At 34.3% G+C, this 21,644-nt stretch carries 13 protein-coding genes and 3 tRNA genes; 8 read left to right on the forward strand and 8 right to left on the reverse strand.

Going from position 1 to position 21,644, the window contains the following annotated elements; genetic code table 11:
• The first annotated feature begins 109 nt into the window (after window positions 1–109).
• Together BST83_RS10375 and BST83_RS10380 are read left to right on the forward strand one after the other, a co-directional pair.
• Window positions 110–6,229, forward strand: a complete 6,120-nt coding sequence (locus BST83_RS10375; protein ID WP_104809723.1) for a M60 family peptidase N-terminal accessory domain-containing protein — start codon at window positions 110–112, stop codon at window positions 6,227–6,229.
• Window positions 6,230–6,349: 120 nt separating this feature from the next.
• Window positions 6,350–7,342 (forward strand): hypothetical protein, encoded by a 993-nt coding sequence (locus BST83_RS10380; RefSeq protein WP_104809724.1) that lies wholly within the window; start codon window positions 6,350–6,352, stop codon window positions 7,340–7,342.
• Window positions 7,343–7,519: 177 nt separating this feature from the next.
• On the opposite strand, the gene BST83_RS10385 is transcribed toward BST83_RS10380, so the two are convergent.
• Window positions 7,520–10,534 carry a M60 family peptidase N-terminal accessory domain-containing protein gene (locus tag BST83_RS10385; RefSeq protein ID WP_104809725.1) on the reverse strand — a complete coding sequence of 1,005 codons (3,015 nt, stop codon included), beginning with the start codon at window positions 10,532–10,534 and terminating at the stop codon, window positions 7,520–7,522.
• Window positions 10,535–11,169: 635 nt separating this feature from the next.
• On the opposite strand from BST83_RS10385, the gene BST83_RS10400 reads away from it, so the two are divergent.
• Entirely contained in the window at window positions 11,170–12,213 is a 1,044-nt protein-coding gene (locus tag BST83_RS10400; protein WP_104809728.1) for an IS5 family transposase, read from the forward strand.
• Between the two features lie 129 nt (window positions 12,214–12,342).
• Here BST83_RS10400 and BST83_RS10405 read toward each other — a convergent pair whose 3' ends face one another.
• Window positions 12,343–12,957 (reverse strand): phage integrase SAM-like domain-containing protein, encoded by a 615-nt coding sequence (locus BST83_RS10405; RefSeq protein WP_104809729.1) that lies wholly within the window; start codon window positions 12,955–12,957, stop codon window positions 12,343–12,345.
• Window positions 12,958–13,388: 431 nt separating this feature from the next.
• Between BST83_RS10405 and BST83_RS21465 the strand changes: the two genes are divergently transcribed.
• The 3 genes from BST83_RS21465 to BST83_RS10415 all read left to right on the forward strand — a co-directional run bounded on the left by BST83_RS21465 (window position 13,389) and on the right by BST83_RS10415 (window position 14,804).
• Window positions 13,389–13,547, forward strand: coding sequence for a T9SS type A sorting domain-containing protein (locus BST83_RS21465; RefSeq protein ID WP_104809730.1), 159 nt, complete (start codon window positions 13,389–13,391; stop codon window positions 13,545–13,547).
• Between the two features lie 28 nt (window positions 13,548–13,575).
• Complete coding sequence (locus BST83_RS19885; RefSeq protein ID WP_170062772.1) at window positions 13,576–13,740, forward strand: hypothetical protein; 165 nt, start codon at window positions 13,576–13,578, stop codon at window positions 13,738–13,740.
• A gap of 119 nt (window positions 13,741–13,859) precedes the next feature.
• Complete coding sequence (locus tag BST83_RS10415; RefSeq protein ID WP_104809731.1) at window positions 13,860–14,804, forward strand: hypothetical protein; 945 nt, start codon at window positions 13,860–13,862, stop codon at window positions 14,802–14,804.
• Between the two features lie 208 nt (window positions 14,805–15,012).
• Here the strand turns inward: BST83_RS10415 and BST83_RS20145 are convergent, their stop codons facing one another.
• The 5 genes from BST83_RS20145 to BST83_RS10440 form a co-directional block, all read right to left on the reverse strand.
• Window positions 15,013–15,594, reverse strand: coding sequence for a phage integrase SAM-like domain-containing protein (locus BST83_RS20145; RefSeq protein ID WP_205853572.1), 582 nt, complete (start codon window positions 15,592–15,594; stop codon window positions 15,013–15,015).
• A gap of 177 nt (window positions 15,595–15,771) precedes the next feature.
• Window positions 15,772–15,845: transfer RNA gene (locus tag BST83_RS10425), tRNA-Arg, on the reverse strand.
• A 27-nt stretch (window positions 15,846–15,872) separates the two neighbouring features.
• Window positions 15,873–15,950, reverse strand: a tRNA-Pro gene (locus tag BST83_RS10430).
• Window positions 15,951–15,966: 16 nt separating this feature from the next.
• Window positions 15,967–16,050 (reverse strand) — tRNA-Ser (locus BST83_RS10435).
• A 101-nt stretch (window positions 16,051–16,151) separates the two neighbouring features.
• Window positions 16,152–18,215: an HD family phosphohydrolase gene (locus BST83_RS10440; protein ID WP_104809732.1), complete on the reverse strand. Its 2,064-nt coding sequence runs from the start codon at window positions 18,213–18,215 to the stop codon at window positions 16,152–16,154.
• A gap of 149 nt (window positions 18,216–18,364) precedes the next feature.
• Between BST83_RS10440 and BST83_RS10445 the strand changes: the two genes are divergently transcribed.
• The gene (locus BST83_RS10445; RefSeq protein WP_104809733.1) at window positions 18,365–19,540 is read left to right on the forward strand and encodes an acetyl-CoA C-acyltransferase; all 1,176 of its coding nucleotides are present in this window, start codon (window positions 18,365–18,367) and stop codon (window positions 19,538–19,540) included.
• A gap of 13 nt (window positions 19,541–19,553) precedes the next feature.
• Window positions 19,554–20,321 (forward strand): C40 family peptidase, encoded by a 768-nt coding sequence (locus tag BST83_RS10450; protein WP_104810846.1) that lies wholly within the window; start codon window positions 19,554–19,556, stop codon window positions 20,319–20,321.
• Window positions 20,322–20,373: 52 nt separating this feature from the next.
• Here the strand turns inward: BST83_RS10450 and BST83_RS10455 are convergent, their stop codons facing one another.
• Complete coding sequence (locus tag BST83_RS10455) at window positions 20,374–21,621, reverse strand: tetratricopeptide repeat protein (protein ID WP_104809734.1); 1,248 nt, start codon at window positions 21,619–21,621, stop codon at window positions 20,374–20,376.
• Window positions 21,622–21,644: the final 23 nt, after the last annotated feature.

The raw sequence follows: 21,644 nt of genomic DNA on the forward strand, positions 1-21,644 counted from the left end.
GATCAACACGAGATATTTCGCAATCAACCATTCGACATCTTTTCAGGAATAAAGGCACAGATTATATATTTTTTAGTTTAGCATTAAATAATTAAAGACGATTCAGCACATGAAAAAAATTACCACCCTATTCGCAATCTTATTTTTCACATTTCTCAACCAAACACAAGCGCAATTTGCGTCGTACTCGTTTGACACCAATGCCAATGATACCGTCAATGGGTATCATGCCAACACCTATGTTCTTCCAAGCTATATAACAGACGGCAGTAGCTCTGTCATTGAGTTAGAAGGTGATGAGTTTTTAAGTTTACCCTCTGAATTGAGCACTCATATCAAAACAGATGAAACCTTTATGTACACCATCCGATTTAAAATTACGGATGACTATCTCACCAACCCATACAAAGGCGAAAATTCAACGTCACCTATAAGAGTACTAGTCGCTAACAAGTCAATGCATCCTAACGGCTTAGGTTTTAATTTATTGTATAGAACCTCGTTGGGCAGTTCTAGTATAGTAGCAACCTATGGAGACGATGTACTACAGTATGGCCAACAATATAATATAACTAGTGCTGAAGTAGGAGTATGGTATGAGATAACGGTAAAAATGTATTTTAATGTTCCTGTCCCTTATATTCAATACGTTATTAGTGTTGATGAAGGAGGTGCTTTTACGAAAATTTTTAATTTTGACCCCAAAGTTGTTGATATTGATCGTTTTAAAGCTAGTCTTAATACCCAAAAAATATGGATTGGCACAGATGTTAATGATGCGATGCGTTGGGGGCAATCACCTTATGCCAAGGTGAACATAGATAAGTTAATTTTTTATAACGCAGTGCCCCTAAGTGATCCGACCATCATCAACGCACTACTTTCGTCTTTAATTGACGGCATGAATGGAACTACCACATTGAGCGATGCAGAAAAAGACGCCTTGTACACTAATTTTTTGCTCAATTGGGATCCCAGTAGTTATGCTTCTAATAAAGCAATTGTAGCATCCTATTTAGAAACCTGTAACTCAACATATGGGGTGATTTTTGAAGATCAAACCAGAATAGAAGTTAGTGACATGCCCGTACCACAGCGCATACAATTCACCATACAAGAATGGATGACAGACAACCTATACACCACTGCCAATACTTCAGAAATGTCAGGCATCTCTTTTTTAGATCATACTGCTTTTCCAGGGGCTGTAAGTAATACTGCTCCAAGGGTAAATGCTGCTAATTTTAATGTGGACGGCTCGTACAAAACAGACTCAGGATTTAAACTTTCGAATCCAGAAGCAGTAGTTCGCCCTACGGGATACTATGCAGCTCCTGGAGAATTGGTCACCCTTACATTTCCTGAAAACATTATAAATAAAGGTATTAAAGTAAGAGTAGGTGCGCATCAGCATAATTTAGCAAAGTATTCAACTAGTTTTAACCGCTTTCCTAGAATTTCAACCCTTTATGATGTCACTGCCACTTCGTTGACCGTAGCCAATCCTTTTGGTGGTGCTATTTATGTAACATTTCCTGATGGAGCTAATTATGGTGTGGTAACTTGTCAAATAAGCGGTGCGGTAAAATCACCTTATTATTCTACCAAGCCAGGCTTTGAAAGGTCGCTTGCCGATTATAAAACCGACTTAGCAAACAGCTATGTAAAATGGGTAGATTGGGAAAGTTTAAAATTTATGACCACCTTCCCTGCGCCTGCAGCAACTACGGTAAACAATCCTGATGAGGTCATTACACTTTGGGATCAAACTTTCAACATGTTTAATGTTATTCTGGGAAGGCCGTTAGACAACTTTAGAGCAGAATATTTATTGATAGACAGTCAAAACTTGAACGGTATGACTACTGCTCCAGCTATATACCCAATGCCGCTTCTAGTTGCAGATAATATATTTGAAGCTGACCCAACCATGATACCCATAAACGTTATTAATGGCAATGCTTTTATGAATGGTACTGGCCCTATAAATGGAGTAAATCACGCCGTAATACTTCATGAAATGGGGCATTTACTCCACATGCCTTTCTTAGCTAACGAAGATGAAACCATGGTCAATTTACCTGCTGTAGCTGCATACAATAGAGTATTTGGACAATCTATGGATGATGCTTTAAAGTATTCTTTCCAAGGATTAAATTTTGATGAAGCTGCCTTAGATTGGATGCTACCCCTACCATTTAGAGCAGGAGAAAGAATAGGGGTAGATATGTTACCCTACCAAACTAGAGGTTATGCTAAATACGCAGACATTGCTCAATTATACTCTTGGGAAAAACTAGGGGAAATTCATGAATATTTTTATAAGGAAGGATCGATAAATTCATCATATAGACATGATAATATTAAAGATGACACCTATATCAACGCAGCCTCAGAAAAATTGAATACCAATATGGCGCCGCTTTTGGAGTTTTGGGGAATAATCCCTTCTGATCAATTGGTTGAACAATTAAAAGGCAAGCCTGTAGATGATAAAATTAAAGACCGCTTGCTACATTATCGATCTATAGTGCCTGCTGATAATACTGCTTTTAAAGTGGTGTATGATAATATGACTGCTAAATTAGGCGACGTTCATGATGTACGATATGACAATATGTTAAACACCTACAATGAGGCGGTTTCCGATTCTATCGTAGCGCGTATTGATGTGCTTTTATGCAAATACTACAACAACAATTGTATTGCTGCCAATAGCGATGGTACCCCTACCGTTACTTTTGCATTCAGCGAAGAAAGTATTGATGAAAACTCGGCTACTGATGTAAGCCTCACTGCTACCCTTGATGTGTTGTCAAGTGAAACTGTTACCATTAATTTTATCTTATCAGGCACCGCTTTAGAAACTACAGATTATACGGTGAGTAGCCAGAGCGTCACCATTGCTGCAGGTGCTCAATCAGGAGCAATTTCTATTAGCACTAATGGCTTGGATGACAATGAAATAGAAGTACTACAAACCATTGTATTTACGCCAACAGTTACCAATGCTACGACCAATACAGAAACGTTGACCTTGAATTTTCTGAGTGATGACAATCCTACAGTGACTTCCATCACCACTTCTGAAACCAGTATTATTGAAAACGGCGGTGTTTCAGTGATTACGGCAGAGATAGATACGCCAGCATCAAAACCAACCTACATTGCACTTGATATTATAGGAACTGCGGATTACAGCATTGATTATACTGGTACCGGTGAATATACGATAACAACCGTAGCTGGAGGTAATGGCGCAGGCACTGCCAACAATCAATTCAATTTTGCAAGTGGTTTGCATATAGATATCGCAGGTAATGTGTATGTGGCTGATTTATTAAACCATCGCGTACAAAAATGGGCACCTGGGGCTATTGAGGGCATTACGGTAGCTGGAGGTAATGGCGCAGGTGCTGACGCTAACCAATTAAACAAGCCACACGGTATTTTTGTAGACACGTCGGGAAATGTGTATATCGCAGATTCAGAAAACCACCGCATTCAAAAATGGGCGCCAGGTGCTGCAGAAGGAACAACGGTAGCTGGAGGTAATGGGCAAGCTGAATTATCTTCTGCTGGAGCAAAAGACCAAAATAAATTGAACACCCCTCTCGATGTTTTTGTCAAGCCTAATGGTGATATTTATATTGCAGACACGGGAGCATATCGTATTCAAAAATGGACACCAGGTGCTGCAGAAGGAGTGGAGGTTACAGGAGGAACTTATGAAAACAGGGTAGATAAACCTAGTGGAATTTTTATATCCGATTTAGGAGATCTCTATATTGTTGCCACAGAACATTATCGCATTCAAAAATGGGAATTGGAAGGGCTGCATGTTACTACGGTAGCTGGAGGAAATAACATAGGTAATAATGCCAATCAGTTGAATAATCCTAAAGGTGTTTTTGTTGATCCTGCTAAAAATGTGTATGTGGCAGATTATAAAAACAATCGTGTTCAAAAATGGGCGCCAGGTGCTGCAGAAGGAACAACGGTAGCTGGAGGTAATGGACAAGGTGCAGTCGCCAATCAATTGGATGGTCCAAAAAGTGTTTTTGTAGATGCTGCTGGGGATATTTATGTGGCAGATATGAAAAATCACCGCATTCAAAAATACCATTATGTACCTAAAATTACCATCCCTGCAGGAGAAACTACAGGAACGTTAACGGTAACTGCTGTTGAAGACATTTCAGATGATGATAATGAAACCATTGTGATTACACCAACAACTGTGACCAACGCCAATTCAAGCCACACCGACACACATACCATCACCATTGTAGATGATGATGAACCGCCAGTTGTAAGTTTTAAATGGAGCGCTGAGAGCATTGATGAAAATTCGGATAGAGATGTGATCCTTACCGCTACGTTGAGCAGAACTTCAAACAAAGAAATTACCATTGATTTTGCCCTATCAGGTGCGGCTACACTAGCTACAGAATATACGATAAGTAGTACGAGTATAACCATTCCTGCTGGTGTGAATTCAGGGAATCTTACGCTAAGTACTCGCGGATTGGATGATGATGCTATAGAGATCGCAGAAACCATTGTGTTCACTGCAACCATGACCAATGCAACCACCACATCAGATACAATTACCTTAAACATATTGAGTGAGGACGATCCTACAGTTACTTCAATTACAGTTGATCAAACAAACATTCAAGAAAACAACGGTGTTTCAATTGTTACGGCAACGATCAATAAAGCGACTTCAAAGCCAGTCTCTATTTTGCTTGATATGGCGGGCACAGCTATTTATGATAGTGACTATGATACTGAGTTTATCATAAAAGGAAATGTTACTATAGCAGCCGGAGAGAGCGGACAAGGTGCTACTCCCGACCGACTAAACAATCCTTATGGTGTTTTTGTAGATACTTCTGAAAATATTTATATTGCAGATAAAAATACGCACCGTATTCAAAAATGGACAGCTGGTGCTAGTAAAGGTATTACCGTAGCAGGAGGAAATTGGAATGGATCTGGAAATCTACAATTAAGAGAACCTACAGGGGTTGTTGTAGATGCTTCAGGAAATGTGTATGTAGCAGATATGAAAAATCATCGCATACAAAGAGCGGCGCCAGGGGCAATTGGAGCTGATACCGCTGCAGGAGGAGTACCAAACAACATGATAGGGGAGGCTTCAAATCAACTTAATAATCCTCATGGTTTTTTTGTAACGACTTCAGGAGATATATACATAGCTGATACAGATAATCACCGAATCCAAAAGTGGCTAAAAGGAGCTAGTGAAGCAACAACTGTTGCTGGAGGGAATGAGCAAGGCAATGCTGCGAATCAATTGAACAGCCCTCATGGTGTGTATGTAGATGCCTTAGGGAATGTATATGTTGCAGACACAAATAACAACCGAATTCAAAAATGGCTGCCGGAAACTACAGAAGGAGCAACGGTAGCTGGAGGCAATGACACAGGAGATGCTGCAAATCAATTGGATACTCCTACAGGTGTTTTTGTAAATACAACTGGGAGTATATATATCGCAGACACAAACAACCACCGAATCCAAAGATGGGCACCAGGCGCTACAAGAGGTATAACGGTAGCAGGAGGTCATGGACAAGGCAATGATGACACTCAATTGAATACTCCTACAGGTGTTTTTGTAAATGCTACTGGTAGTGTATATATCGCAGACAAAAACAATCACCGAATCCAAAAATACTACTACACCCCAGAAATTACCATTGCAGCAGGAGAAGTCACAGGTAGCATACAAGTTACCGGTCTAGAAGATACTTCAAGTGCTTCCAAAGGAGTCGATTCCCGAACAAGCCAAAAGGGACCTACTTCAGATGACAACAATAATGATGACGGTGATGAAATCATTTCACTCACGCCAACTGGGGCGAAAAATGCAACGTTGGCTGCAGGAATAACAACTACCATTACGATAACTATTTCTGATAGTTCAAGCCTTCATGTTGATGATGTTGTGATGAATGATGCAGACACTGTGCTAGCATATCCGAATCCGAGTAATGGCATTTTTGAAATCGCAGTGCCTATTTCAGAGAAGGAAGTGTCTATTGTCATTTACAATATCTATGGTCAATTACTTTCACAAAAGAAATATCCTGTAAGTTATGGGAAAGTTAATTTAGATATCAAAAACCAGCCAATAGGAATCTATTTGGCAAAAGTACAGTTGGCAGTTCCAGTAACCTTAAAAATAGTAAAAAAGTAATACGTTGATAAACAAAGACAACGTGGTTTATCCGAAAACTCAATAAGGCAGTTAAAGGGTTTATTTTTTATTTTAAAACTCGTATAAAGTACACATACTTATCAATAAAAAACAGAAATTATGAAATCAAAACTTACACTGTTCTTATTAGGACTGTTATTCATCTTTAGTTGTAGTGCAGATGCGATAATTCCAGATCCAGATGACCCCGTTGTCACACCTGATACGTGGGGCCAAACAACAACAACAACAATGCCAATCGTTTATGCAGCATCTGATGTTTCGCAGGCAACTATTGATTTGACTTTAAAATGGTATAAAATTGCTACGGATGCTTGGGGTAATTATGGGAATATTGAAATTTGGATTGTAGGAGAGAGTGCTGATGCTGCCAAAGCATTAGACATCAGTTGGTGCACTCTAAGGGCAGCAAAAGATGCTAAATGGGATACCACTTGGGATTGTGTCAATGGAGACCCTTACGGAGCAGGAACTGGTTGGTCTCCCTTTTACAGATATGTTACTGAGGGAGGTGCTGCGGTGAGTACATATATTAGAGATTATACTGATAACAGATTTCTAACCATCACGATGTCAGCAAAATATCCTGGTCCTGAAGAAGATGACTATAAGCCTGTAACCTTACATGAAGTCTTTCATACCTATCAACATGTTCACATTTCTGACAAAGATGACGATTTAAGAACAATAAAAATGGGAGGAAAAAATAAACCTTGGTGGGCTGAAGGTAGCGCAGAATATATGGCTCAATTACTGTATTCGAGACAATCTGGAGTTTCAAGCGGATACTTAAAAGAAAGAATGGCGGTTAAGTATGACGCTGTTGCTGATTATAAAACATTAGGAAAAAGTTTAAAGGAAATCACGTATGATGACGGCATTGGATATGATATTGGAGCTTGGTTTATTGCTTATTTGACTCATAACGAAGGGGAAGAAAAAGTTAAAGTTGACTTTTATAAGGATTTAAACTCTTTAGGGTTTGAAGGCTCATTCAAAAATAATTTCGGAAAAACTTCAGACGAATATCTCGTTTTATTTGATGCTTTTTTAAATACAGAAAAAGTTGAAGCATTGAAAATTATTCCTTAAAAAGGAAAAATTATACCATTTTTACAGTCAAAGCCTACTTGTCTCAAAAAATAAAAATTAACTAAAATGTAGAAAGATTAAATATGTTGTGAAGTACTGTATATCGTAGAAAGTTTAGAACAATAAAAAAGCCTCACATTACTGTGGGCTTATTAATTTGTTTTAATTTAATTATGCTTAGTTTTTAATAAACTTTTTGTTCGTTTGACTCACACCATCTGAAATCCTAATGATATATACTCCGCTTGGTAATGCTTTTACATCTATTTTATTTGTGTTTTTTGTTGAAATGACTTCTTTACCTAATACATTGTAAATAGATACTGTTACTGGGCCTTCATTACCTTCTATAAACAATATGCTGTTTGTTGGATTGGGGAAATAGGAGATATTTTTTGTTATTAAAGTCTCTTCTACACCCATCACGCCATTACAGTTTGTTGTATAATAAGCACAAAGAATAGCATCTATTTCAGTAATAATTTCGTCTGCAATGGCGCTAGAATATTCGGGATACGCTGCATAACCATCTCCTGCCATAGCTTCCCAACGTTGTTTGTTCCCATCACCGTTTTTACCAGCTTTTATCATTGCGTTAAAATAAGCCACAAAATCTTCTTTATTTATTGGAACAATTGTTCTGTAATGTTCTATTCTTTCTTTAATTTCATTTGAGGATGGTAATGCTACCAATTCGGTTAAAGTTTCCTCCGAGGGAATAAAACCCCATATATGTAATAATGGCGCTAGATTAATATTTAGTTGTTTTGAAGCATTTAATATAAAATCATCACGTTCAATTCCATAACTAATACCTAAATTATAATAATATTGATTAATTTTCCTGACAGCATCCCAACCAAATAGCGCCGCTATTTCAATATATTTTCCATGCCCTCTGCTCTGGTACATCATTTCGTTTCCACTAAAATCAGGTGCTCCTAAATCGAATGGTCTATCGATACGCATTTCATTACCGATTCTAAAATTTGGAGAAATAAACCAATCCATCATCGCCTCTTCTCTATTGTAGTTTTGCTGAATGGAATATTCAAAGGATCGGTCAATAGTTTCATCAAAAACTAAATTATATACTGCAGCTGCAGGAAAGTTTACATTACTTTCTACTTCACCAATAAGTGTTGGTAAATTATGTAGGTGTCCCATTTCATGCAGGATTATAAAATGGGAACCTCCATATCCTTTCTCTCCTTGGGCATAGATATCACTTGCTTGAAAACCAACATTAATCACATGCGTCTGACTATTTGCATCTCCCAGTGCGATTGGGTCGTTCCCTTCGAGAAACATAGGATAGGATGCAGCCGCCCATGTACCCGGTGCTGGATTCATACGATCAAATCGAATATACTCCGCTCTTATTCTTTCTGAAGGTCTTCCTGAAATATCTTGAAACACTTGAAAAGTCTCACTCCATTTTGACAATATATTTGTCGGGTCAGTTAATTGGTCATTCACATAATTTGCCATTGGGCGCGTTATGGTTGTCATAAAATTATCCGATTCCCAGTCAACCCACTTCACATGGTCTTTTGCCAATTCTGTCTGATATTCCGCTAACGATGTTTCAGCCCCTGTCTTAATGGAAAGATGTGGCATTTTAACAACATTTGAGAAACCTATTGCGATAGCTCCAAGATTTGTATTTTCTGGAACTTTAATATAAATGGGGCCTCCAAAAGGATTTGTTATCTTTGTTGCAGTACTATTTAATTCAAACCCTTTAGTGACTCTTGCAAAACGATTAATTTGTTCCCCCTCTATATTAAACTCAGAAGTACCTATGACTACTTTTAATTTTGCATCTATAATATTAGCGTCAATAGACACCGAAACAATTTCTCCTGGGGCTGCATAATATCCTGTCATGCGATAGACTTCCGCTTGTCCGTTTAAAACATACTTTTCATCTGTGTTGTAATTTCCATCTATGGTAACCTCAGAGCTTACTCTGGGAGCAGCCTCAGAAACAGGACCTGGCCATATGCTAGCATCTTCATAAATAAAATTTTCAAAAGACGCTTTCTTTATGTTGTCTGCAGTAAAATAAACATCGTGTAAAGATTGTTGAATTAAATATTGAATTTTAGTTTCTTCAGGGAATTCTTTTGGATCTTTCTTATCCATTTCAAGAAATATGGGGCCATAATTATCTTCATAAGCTTTCATATAGTCTTTTAATTCAGTAAATACGGGTTCATAATTGTTGTCCCAATTATCTATAAATGTTGAGTAATAAGATTCTTTTTCAGTTTGCGTTAAAGATTGATTGCCGAGTATACTGTTCTTAAAAAGAGTAAGTATATTTTTGATCATGTTTGAGTCCCCTGGTGGTTTGGGAGAATAAATTTTGAGATCATCAATTAATACAGGGCCACTTCTTACTCCTTCTTCTCTCCCATAAAAACGCAACAACTTGTCTGTTCCAATGTAAATTTGTTCTTCATTTAACGCTTTTTTAAAAGGAGGCATTTCAATATTAGGCCATTCCTCGTCAAAAAACATTTTTTGACGAACCCCATCAATATTAAAAATAATGTTAGGAAATTGCTCATCAAATACAAAGGTCATTGAAAAGTCTACCCAAGTATCTAAATCAATACGTTTGAGCATAAACTTTTGACCTGCAACATCGGCAAGAGGGTCTTCTTTTCCCCCTACAAAAACTAATAGATCGTATTTAGGTGCACCATCATCGTAATGTTTAACAATTGAAACTGTAAAACCGGTTGCTCTTTGGTCAAAACGAGTATTCCCCGCAATTGTTCGTATATACTCTTTAGAATTATCTTCAGACCATCCAGTTGAAGGAATTTTGAATTTAAAATCTAGTACAAACGACTTGCTTATGTCTATTTGGTCGTTTACAGAATTCGGTAATTCTACATAGTCAAATAATCCCAAACTTAATATCTTGTTATCTCCTTCAGAAATAAAATTTTCAGCACTTATTTCTTTCGGTAAATTACATACGTCTATTCCTAAAATAGTGCTAATGTCTGCACAATGTCCTGTTCCATAAAAATCACAGCAGTTCTTTGGATTAAAAAGTCCAGTTTGATTATTAATGGCATCATTTAGATTCTCATCGAATGAATAGCTTGCTATCTGTGCAAAAGAAATAAAAGGGACTAAAAATAATAGTTGGAAAACAAATCTAATTCTATTCATTATATATTTAGTTTATTTTTTTTTAAAAGCTTTAAAAATAATTTAACGCTATTGCTAAACTATAGAAAAATATGGTATATCCTTCTATTCTTATCCGTAAAATATTTAGAAAGGTTAGAAGTAAATGAAATGAACTCCCTCACCACAAGGGCAAGAAGAATCAAAACAATTAACTGCCTTCAATAAAAAAACAGCATATACTAGGCAACTCATGTTTATACTTCTCTAAGATCTGTTTAGCTTTTGGTAAAACTTGTACAGATATATTCCCATTAGTCTTCTTCCTAATTATCTGGATCCATTCTTTAGCATCAAAACCAATTTCTATGTTGTTAGTTGTTAAACTTGACATTTCAGCATAAGCCAATCCTGTATAACAACAAAAAATAAATAACTATTTTACCTGTTGCAACCTCTTCTGACTAAAATTATGTTTCTCTAACTTCTTTAATTCTACATCTGTCAAATAAATAATTACAGTTTTATATTTCTTATTTTTATATAGATGAAATGGATCATTCTTTAAGTAATTCAAGACCGTTGCAAGGAAGTACCTAATAAAAAGCACAAAAATAACACGTAATTATTTATGTTAAATATTTGATTGTAAGTATATTAAGTTGTAAATTTAGTGTATGAAAATACAAAAACAACCAACTTTAGCCGATAGCATTTGTGATTTACGAGCAAGAAAAATTAAAAAGACATTTTTCACCCAAATAAACACCCTTATCGATTGGGATACGATCTCTATCCTAATAAATAATGATTATTTAAAAGGAAAAAGTGCCACTGGCAAGCCTTCTTATGATGGGACATTACTTTTTAAAATGTGTCTTTTACAAAGTTGGTATGGTTTAAGCGATTATGAAGTTGAAGACCGAATAAATGACAGTCTTTCCTTTAGTTATTTTTGTGGGATGACCATTGAACAGGTTGCTCCAGATCATAGTACTTTAAGTAGGTTTAGAACCGCATTAACCAAAACACAAACCTTCGAAAAATTATTTACCTCCATAAACAAACAGCTAGAAGCACATAATATCATTGTAAAAACAGGTTTAATAATAGACGCTAGTGTAATAGATACGCCACTTAGACCAAAAGGAAAAACAAATTTTAAGGTAACCGAAGACCGCTGTGCAGACCAAGTAGAAGTACACAAAGAATATCCAGATAGTGTCGATAAAGAGGGTACTTGGTTAAAGAAAAGAGGAAAGTACCATTTTGGGTTTAAAAAGCATCATGTAACGGATAACGAAGGACTTGTTCTAGGAGTACTAACCACAACTGCCAGCAAAAATGAGATTGCAAATTTGGAGGAAGTTCTAGAAACTGTAAATGTAGCATTACCAAAAGGCATCCCTCTAAAGGCAGATAAAGGGTACCAATCAAAGAAAAATGTTGCGATTTTAAAGAAGCGTAATTTAAAGAATCATATCCTTAAAAAGGCGGTAAAAAATAAACCGTTAACAAAATGGGAAACTAGATTCAATAAATTAATAGGAAAAACAAGGTTTAAAGTAGAACGTACTTTTGGAGGAATAAAATTATGGTTTAAAGGTGGAATTGCAAGATATAGAGGGATGAAAAAAATGCATACACAAAATTTGATGGAGGCAATGTGCTATAATTTATATCGAAGTCCAGGGATATTTGCGTCTAATTGTAAAAATTAAGGAAAAATGAAGCCTAAAAAAGGCATTTACTCACTTAAAATAGAAAAAAAATAGCATAATCGATGTTGTAGCTAAAAAAAAGGGAACTCTAAAAAGTAAAATTAATTAAGTTCGCTTTTTGCAACGGTCTTAATTCCCTGAAATTGCAAACTGAATTATCTTCTTTACTCTCTGGATGCTCCTATATACAGCGGCTTGTTTTAGTTTTAATTCTGTCTTAAAGAAGTACTCCAAATCTTGAATAAATTTTAAGTCCAAGTCTTTCAATCTCAAATCCTTCCGTTTATAAAGCTTAGTAATGAACAAAGCTACTTTCCTCCTACTTTCCATATACCTGCTCCAAGGCAATTGATTAAAGTCAATTCCAATTAGTTTTTCAGTCTTACTATTGTGTAAATCATAGGCTCCTAAAATTGTAATTTCTTCTTTAGAATCTTCCCCTTTATATTTCCTATAAATGTCATCTACATCAAAGTTATTTGGTAAGATTTGAAGCATTAAAAAAGCCTTATCTATCTGTTGACGAATAAGGCTTACTTTGTTGTTTAAAATGGTATTTTCTTGGTTCTCTGGTAAAGCTTTCTGCTTACCATTATCCCAATAGTCTGGATTAATGAATAATCCTGTAGAGAATATTTTCCTTGTTTTAAGATATGTTACCCTACATCTAATTGGGCATTTTCCCTGTTTATTAATTCTTACTTTTTGAAGCAAGAATAAAATTGATAATTTATAGTCGTTCATAATGTTTTGTAGTTTTTAATTATGGTGTACCCGAAGTAAAAATGGTGTACCTAGATGTGTACCTAAAAAGGCGTAAGGTGGTTAATAAAATGATTGAAATAATATTATAGAAAAGAATAGAAATCCTTGTAAACCCTTTCAAAACCTACGTAAAACAAAAAACCACACTAAAAATAGTGTGGTTTAAGTGAGCCCTGCAGGATTCGAACCTGCGAGACTATTGTTAATAAATCAACCTCTTTTGGAGAAGTAGGAAAAAAGGTACTCCTAAAAGTGTGCCTTTTTTAATTTTTAATCACTGTCCTGTCCCTCATATAAAAATAATAAATAGGACGCTATTTATTATATAATATGTTTTAAACATTAGTGTTTATAAATCTTCTTCTAACGAAATAACTATTACGGGTTTAAATACAGAGGCTACTTTTACAATGTTCTCTTTATTAGGAAAACAAGTACTACAAACTAAAGTTGCTGCTAACGCAGTAAGTAAAGTTAATTTACCTTCTTTAAGTACTGGAATATACATTGTAAAACTTAATTCTAGTTTAGGTACGATCACTAAAAAAATAACTTTAAACCAACAATAACCCCCTTTCCTTTTTAAAAAGAAACATTATGAATAAAAAACATACAGAAAATATTGATCGTAAAGAAGCTTTAAAAAAGATTGGTAGTTATGGTAAATACGCCGCTTTAACCGCTTTAGGAACCTATTTAATACTTAGCCCACAAAAAGCACAAGCCCAAAGTCCTGAACCTCCAGGAGGAGGTTTTTTTTGATTATCAGTTAAAAACGTTAATTAAACGACTAAAAACTAGCGCGTTTTTTATAAGACAACGATGATTTCAAGTAAAGTTTAACAGATAAAATTTGTTATATTTACAAAAAATATTTTATTATGAAAATTTTTTATTTGCTTACTGTTTTAACAATTTTTAGTTCATGTAGTGGTGCTGTTGATGAAGAAGTTGAGGTTATAGATCCTAATGATAATTGGGGTCAAATAACCACTCAATCTCCGAGTTATTTTACTACTAGTGATGTTTCTACTGATCATTTAGATTTGGTCAAAGAATATTATTCTTTAGGCGCTACAAATTGGGGGAGCTATGGTCCATTAGAATGGTGGGTTATTGGAACTAGTGAATCTGCTGCAGCAGCGTTAGATATTATTTATTGTGATAGAAGAGATGAAGTAGGGAGTAACACAGATAATTGTTTGAACAGAAATCATGGTTTCAAAGATTATGCGAAAAATGGACAGGCTGGTTTAAATACGAGAAGAAATACTGGTGAGAAATGGTCTGGATTCATTATCACTATGGCTTCTAAACACCCTAGTCCGAGTGAAGACGATTACAAACAAATTTTGCTTCATGAATATTTTCATGTTTATCAACATGCTCATGTTTTTAGTAAAATTAGGTCAGAAAGAGACAGTAGAAACCAAATAAATCCGTGGTGGATGGAAGGAGGAGCTGAATACATGTCTCAATTATTATATTCGCAGCAGCCTGGTGTTGGTTCAGAACGTTTAAAGGAAAGAATGACTTGGAAAATGGATTCCAAATCTAGACTTACTTCTGGTGAAAAAATAAATACCATTCCTCATGGTGACAGAGGAAGTATTGCTTATGATTTAGGAGCATGGTTTATCGCCTATTTAATTGACAGAACAACTCTAGAAACATATAAAACAGATTTTTTTAAGGACTTAAATGATTTAGGTTTTGAAGGATCTTTTACAAAACATTTTGGGAATTCTTCTACCGTACTTTTAGCTGATTTTCATGATAATTTTTTGAATCAGCCTTTAAGTGATCAACTCAAGATTATTCCTTAAACATTTAGTAAAAAAACCCGATTACAACAAAAGATAAATAGATCCTTTACCTACTGCAACCTTAACTGACTAAAAGGATACTTCTCTAATTGTTTCAACTCTTCATCCGTTAAATAGACAATTACAGTCTTATATTTCTTGTTCTTATACAAATGGAAAGGATCTTTCTGAAGGTAATTCTCCGCAATAGCAAACTGAATGATCTTCTTTACTCTCTGGATGCTTCTATATACAGAGTGGCTTGTTTTAGTTTTAATTCTGTCTTAAAGAAGTACTCCAAATCTTGAATAAATTTTAAGTCCAAGTCTTTCAATCTCAAATCCTTCCGTTTACAAAACTTAGTAATAAACAAAGCTACTTTCCTCCTGCTCTCTATATACCTCGTCCAAGACAATTGATTGAAATCTATTCCAATTAGTTTTTCAGCCTTACTATTATGTAAATCATAAGCTTCTAAAATGGTAATTTCTTCTTTAGAGTCTTTACCTCTATACTTTTTATGAATATCATCTACATCAAAGTCATTAGGTAAGATTTGAAGCATTAAAAAAGCCTCATTAATCTGATGACTAATGAGGCTTAATTTGTTGTTTAAAATTGTATTTTCTTTACTATCAGGTAAAGCTTTCCGCTTAACACTGTCCCATAAGTCTGGATTGATAAAAATACCTGTAGAGAATTCTTTTCTACTTTTTAAAAATGTAATTCTACACTTTATAGGGCATTGCCCTTTCTTATTCATTTTGATTTTTTGAAAAACAAATAATACTGATAATTTGAAGTTATTCATAGTTTTTAGTTTTTTAAAAAGTGGGTACCTTTTCTAAAAAGTGGGTACCTAAAAGTGTCCCTTTTATTAAAGATTTAGTTTATTCTGAAGTAAATGTTGAAAATGATGTAAAGTACAATAAACCGATACAAAACCTATAGAAAACAAAAAACCACACTAAAAATAGTGTGGTTTAAGTGAGCCCTGCAGGATTCGAACCTGCGACCGCCTCCTTAGAAGGGAGGTGCTCTATCCAACTGAGCTAAGAGCCCGTAGTTTCTAAGTTGCTACGACAACTTTGGTCGGGGTGGCAGGATTCGAACCTGCGACCTCCTCGTCCCAAACGAGGCGCGATGACCGGGCTACGCTACACCCCGAAAGTGTAAAATTTTGCGGAGAGACAGGGACTCGAACCCTGGCGACAGTCACCCGTCGACAGATTAGCAATCTGCTCCATTACCGCTCTGGCACCTCTCCTTAATTTTAGAACTTATTCGCACTTATTTAAAATTGCGAGTGCAAATGTACTATTCAAAAAACAATTTAGCAAGTTGTTTTAGTCTTTTTTTTATATTTTTTTATTCTGGATATTCCACTCTCAAATGATAGATATTGATCAACTTTTTCTTAATTACTTTTTTTATAACTTTAATCTCTCTAAATGTAATATCTGAATTTAAAAACTGATTATCTGCCATCTGTTTGTCAATAATTTTATCTATTAAATTACTGATTGTTTGGGCTGTAGGTGTTTTTATACTTTTTGATGCTGCTTCTGCTGCATCGCACATCATTAAAATTGCGGTTTCTTTAGAAAAAGGAATAGGGCCTGGATATTGAAAATTTTTAATATTTACAATTGTATCTGGATTTAATTCTTGTTCCTTTTTATAAAAATAATACGTAGATGTTGTTCCATGATGTGTTCTTATAAAATCGATAATTCGATCTGGTAAATTGTACTTTTTAGCCAATTCAACCCCTTTTATAACGTGATCTGTAATTATCTTTGAACTGTCTCTTGGCGATAAATCATTATGAGGATTTACTCCTGTAGATTGATTTTCAATAAAATACATTGGATTTAACATTTTACCAACATCATGATACAATGCGCCCGTTCTAACTAACATTGAGTTTGCTCCTATTTCGTTGGCTGCAGCTTCTGCCAAATTTGCAACCTGCATAGAATGTTGAAATGTTCCTGGTGCTTTTTCATTTAGGTCTCTTAATAACTTCGTGTTTGTGTTTGAAAGTTCTAAAAGCGTAACATCAGAAACCAATCCAAAAACTTTTTCATAAATATAAATTAATATAATTGACAAAAATGACAACAAGCCATTTGCTGCAAAAAGCATGAAATAATCCCAATTTATTTGCGATGCATTTCCTTCTTTTATAATAGAAAAAGCAAAATAAGTAATCATATAAATCAGGGTAATCTGTGCCACCGAAATAAACAAATTAGCTCTTTTATACAATTCTGAAACTGTTAGTATCGTAACAATACCAGCAATAATGTGTAAATAAATAAATTCAAAACTATTTGGCACAATGTAACCTAAAAGCAATACCGTTAAAACGTGCGCAAATAATCCTAAGCGTGCATCAAAAAAGGCTTTTAAAATGATTGGCAGTATACTTAATGGCACGATATATAAGTAGTCTGAATTGTATTTGATCACCAATGTTTGAATAAAAATCATGGCAAATACATTAAAGAATATAAAAGTTACTTTGTTATTGTTTTCAAATATTTCTATTCGATATTTATGAAGAAATAATAGTAACATCAACAAAGCTAACGAAACCAATATGGTGTATCCAAATACGATCCAATTATAATTAGAATCTGACCAAACTTTAGAATCGAATTCGCTCTTTAAAGAATTAAGTATGGCTAATTTTCTCCCTTCTACGATATCTCCTTTTAAAATAATTAATTCTTCCGAAGTTACTTTTCCTTTTGTATAAGAAATATGACTGATGTCGTTTTCTATTATTTTATCAGTAAATTCCTTATCATAAGAAACATTGGGTTTTATAATACTGGCTAAAAGATTTAGTATTTGTTTTTGCCCCAAAGAATAGGGCTCTTTCCCTAAATTAATGTTGATAATTGCTAAAACATTTTTAGAAGTTAGTAAGTTTTTAAACAACACATCTTGTACTTCATTGTCTTTTATGAGTGCAATTATTTCATCTTTTTTAGAAACCCTACTCTCACTGGCAACTTCTAAAAAACCAACACTGTAGACACCTAATATAACCTTTTCCCCTACTTTTTTTAATTCGCTAATTTCAGCTTTTGTAAAAAATTCGGATGGTTTAATAAAATCTATTCTATTCTTAAAGGCTTTATTTACATCAGAAGGAACACTTATATCATATTGAAAATACTTTTTTGCATTCGTTTCAATATTCTTTTTTTCTATAACAATTTCTTCTGGTGTTTTTTGAATTGCAAAATCAAATGGAGCTTGTAAATTAGCATACTGCCAAGGTTTTCCCTTAGTAAAATCATATTTAAATTGCCCTCCTTTTGGGAACAAATACACAATAGCTACAGTTGTAAGTAAAAATAAAAACACCTTATAAATGAAGGTATTGTTTCTGTAAATTTTATTTATTATTTCACTCATTGGTATTTCTCTTATTATAACAAATTTACAGTAAAATTATGAAGCTTAAAATTACACATCTATTAAGATTTCATTTTGATATTAATTGGTTATTTTAGCCATATGTTATTTGGATAAAAAATTTGGATAAAAAACACAAAGCATAACGTATGAAAGATGTTGTAATAGTATCAGTAGCAAGAACACCTATAGGCAGTTTTATGGGAAGTTTATCTTCAATTCCTGCTCCAATTTTAGGAGCAACCGCCATAAAAGGAGCTTTAGCAAAAATTAATTTAAATGCTAATTTAGTAGATGAAGTTTTTATGGGAAATGTAGTTTCTGCCGGATTAGGACAAGCACCTGCTAGACAAGCTGCAATTCGTGCTGGCATTCCAAATACTGTACCTTGCACAACCGTTAATAAAGTGTGTGCTTCTGGTATGAAAGCTATTATGCTAGCTGCGCAAGCAATTGCTTTGGGTGATGCTGATATTGTTGTTGCTGGTGGAATGGAAAACATGAGTTCAATTCCGCATTATCAACATGCTAGAAATGGTTCTAAATTTGGACCAATTGCTATGGAAGATGGTATGCAAAAAGATGGTTTAGTTGATGCGTATGAAAATGTTGCCATGGGTGTTTGTGCCGATGAATGCGCTACTAAATATGAGTTTTCTAGAGAAGATCAAGATGCATTTGCTATTCAATCCTACCAAAGATCTTCAAAAGCTTCGAGCGAAGGTAAATTTGCTGATGAAATTGTACCTGTTTCCATCCCTCAAAGAAGAGGTGAACCAATTATTTTTTCTGAAGACGAAGAATTCAAAAATGTAATTATAGAAAAAATTCCTTCATTAAGAGCTGCATTTACAAAAGACGGAACCGTAACTGCTGCAAACGCATCAACTATAAATGACGGTGGAGCTGCTTTAATTTTAATGTCTGCTGATAAAGCCAAAGAATTAAATATTACTCCGATTGCAAAAATTTTAGGTTATGCCGATGCTGCTCACGAACCAAAATGGTTTACGACGGCACCTTCAAAAGCACTGCCAAAAGCATTAGCAAAAGCAAATATTTCTTTAGATGCTGTAGACTATTTTGAATTTAATGAAGCTTTTTCAATTGTTGGTTTGGCGAACATGAAAATTTTAGGACTTACAGATAAAAACGTAAATGTAAATGGTGGTGCTGTTTCTTTAGGACATCCTTTAGGTGTTTCTGGAGCAAGAATTGTAATTACTTTAACCTCTGTTTTAAAACAAAACAATGCCAAAATTGGTGCTGCAACAATTTGTAATGGCGGTGGTGGTGCAAGTGCACTAATTATAGAAAGAATTTAAAAATATAAATTTGATTTTCGGCATTTGTAACCTAAGTATTATCCCTGTAAGAGCGGAAGCTTCAGACATATCAGAAATGACAAGTCAGATGCTGTTTGGCGATCATTTTACTGTACTTGAAAGAGGTAAATATTGGAGTAAAATTAGGTTGTTTTTTGATCAATATGAGGGCTATATTGATAATAAACAATACGAAGAAATCTCTGAAGATTTGTTTCATCAACTATCAACAAAAGAAGCTATTTATTCTGGTGAAATAATCGATTTTATTACAAGTTCTACCAATGATTTAATTACGATTCCTTTAGGCGCAAGATTGCCTAATTTTAGCCAAAATGAGTTTGTGATAAACGCTAAAAAATATCAATATGATGGCGCCATTTTTAGCGGAATATTGCCTAAAAACGAAATCATTCAAAAGGCATTTACCTATCTAAATACGCCTTTTTTATGGGGAGGAAAAACGCCTTTTGGAATTGATTGTTCTGGTTTTACACAAATGGCTTACAAACTTTGTGGTCATAAGTTATTAAGAGACTCGAAACAACAGGCTAAACAGGGCGAGGTTTTGAGCTTTATTGAAGAAAGTGAGCCTGGAGATTTGGCTTTTTTTGATAATGAAGAAGGAGAAATTATACATGTTGGTATTATTCTAAATGATTATCATATTATACATGCACACGGAAAAGTTAGAATTGACACTTTAGATCATAGTGGAATTTTTAATGCCGATTTACAAAAGCACACACACAAACTTAGAGTCATTAAAAAACTGATATAAAAAAACCGAAACTTTAATAATTTCGGTTTTTTCATATAGCTTAAGAGAATTCTTATTGTTCTCTCATTTTTTTATAAATTGGTCTTAAAACAGCTGCTTTCTCATTCATTCTTAAAATATCATAAATATTTAAAAGAGATTTTACAGTATCTAGAGATCTTTTAATTTCATCCGCTTTTTCTAAATGCGGTAGCGCTTTTCTGTATAAAGCTTTTTGCTGTAACTCTAGCTCATCATATTTTTTAATATTAGATAAGTTTTTATTCATCTCAACAACTATTTCTTGTTCTCCAGATAAAATTGCAACCGCTAAATTCATATGAGCATCCCCGTAATCTGGATCTAACTCAATAGCCTTTTTATAATACCCAATTGCATCTTCAGTTTTTTTCTCATTAGCGTTTACAACACCTAAATTAAAAAACAAAGTTGGGTTTGTTGGGTCTAACTTAATAGCCTCTTGCATTAATGAACCAAACTTATCCATTTCCTCTAATTGAATATACAATTGAGCTTCATTTAATAAAAGATTTAAATCTTTTGGATCTGCTTTTCTTGCTTCTTTAATTGCTACAATTGCTTCATCTGTTTTTCCTTGATTAATTAAAATGTAACTAATATTTTTAACTATTTCACTTTGTTTAGATTCAGAAGTTTCTTGAATTGGATTAATATATTGACCAAACTTAACCATTGAATCTCGATTCTGTTTAGAACCTAAACTTTCTACTTCTCCAGACTCTTTATTTGTTGCCAAATATTCTGTAGCTATTCCTGTATAGCCTACAGATTGCAATTCTTTATAATAACTTAAAGAAGCGTCATATTCTTTTGACAATGAAGCACTTACTGCTGCATTATATAAAAATGAAGTATCCGAAGGACTTAATTTATACGTTAAATAAAAATTCTCAGAAGCTTTTTTATAATCTTTGTCATCATTATAAAACGTTATTGCCAAATTAGATACATACTGAATTAAATCATTTAATTTTGGTTGTGCATCTTTAGTATATTTATCCTTACCAATTTCTTTTTCATAAGCAAACAATTTATTGTAAGCCTCCGCAGCCTTTTCTACATTAGATTTTCCATAAGCTTGCCCTTTTATAAAATAATATTCTGCTTTGTATTTAGAATCCATTGTTTCTTCGATACTTTCTAGCGGAAGTATCGCCTCTTTAGCTGTTTTAAAGTCATCGTTTTTAAGTGCTTTTCCAGCAGCCTTTAGTTCGTCTTTTTGCGAAAATGCACTAAGGGTGATCAATCCGATAGAAAGCGCTAAAATTTGATTTTTCATTTTTATGAGTGTTTAATTTGATT

This window comes from Polaribacter filamentus, from assembly GCF_002943715.1.
In the GTDB taxonomy this organism is placed as follows: Bacteria; Bacteroidota; Bacteroidia; order Flavobacteriales; family Flavobacteriaceae; genus Polaribacter; species Polaribacter filamentus.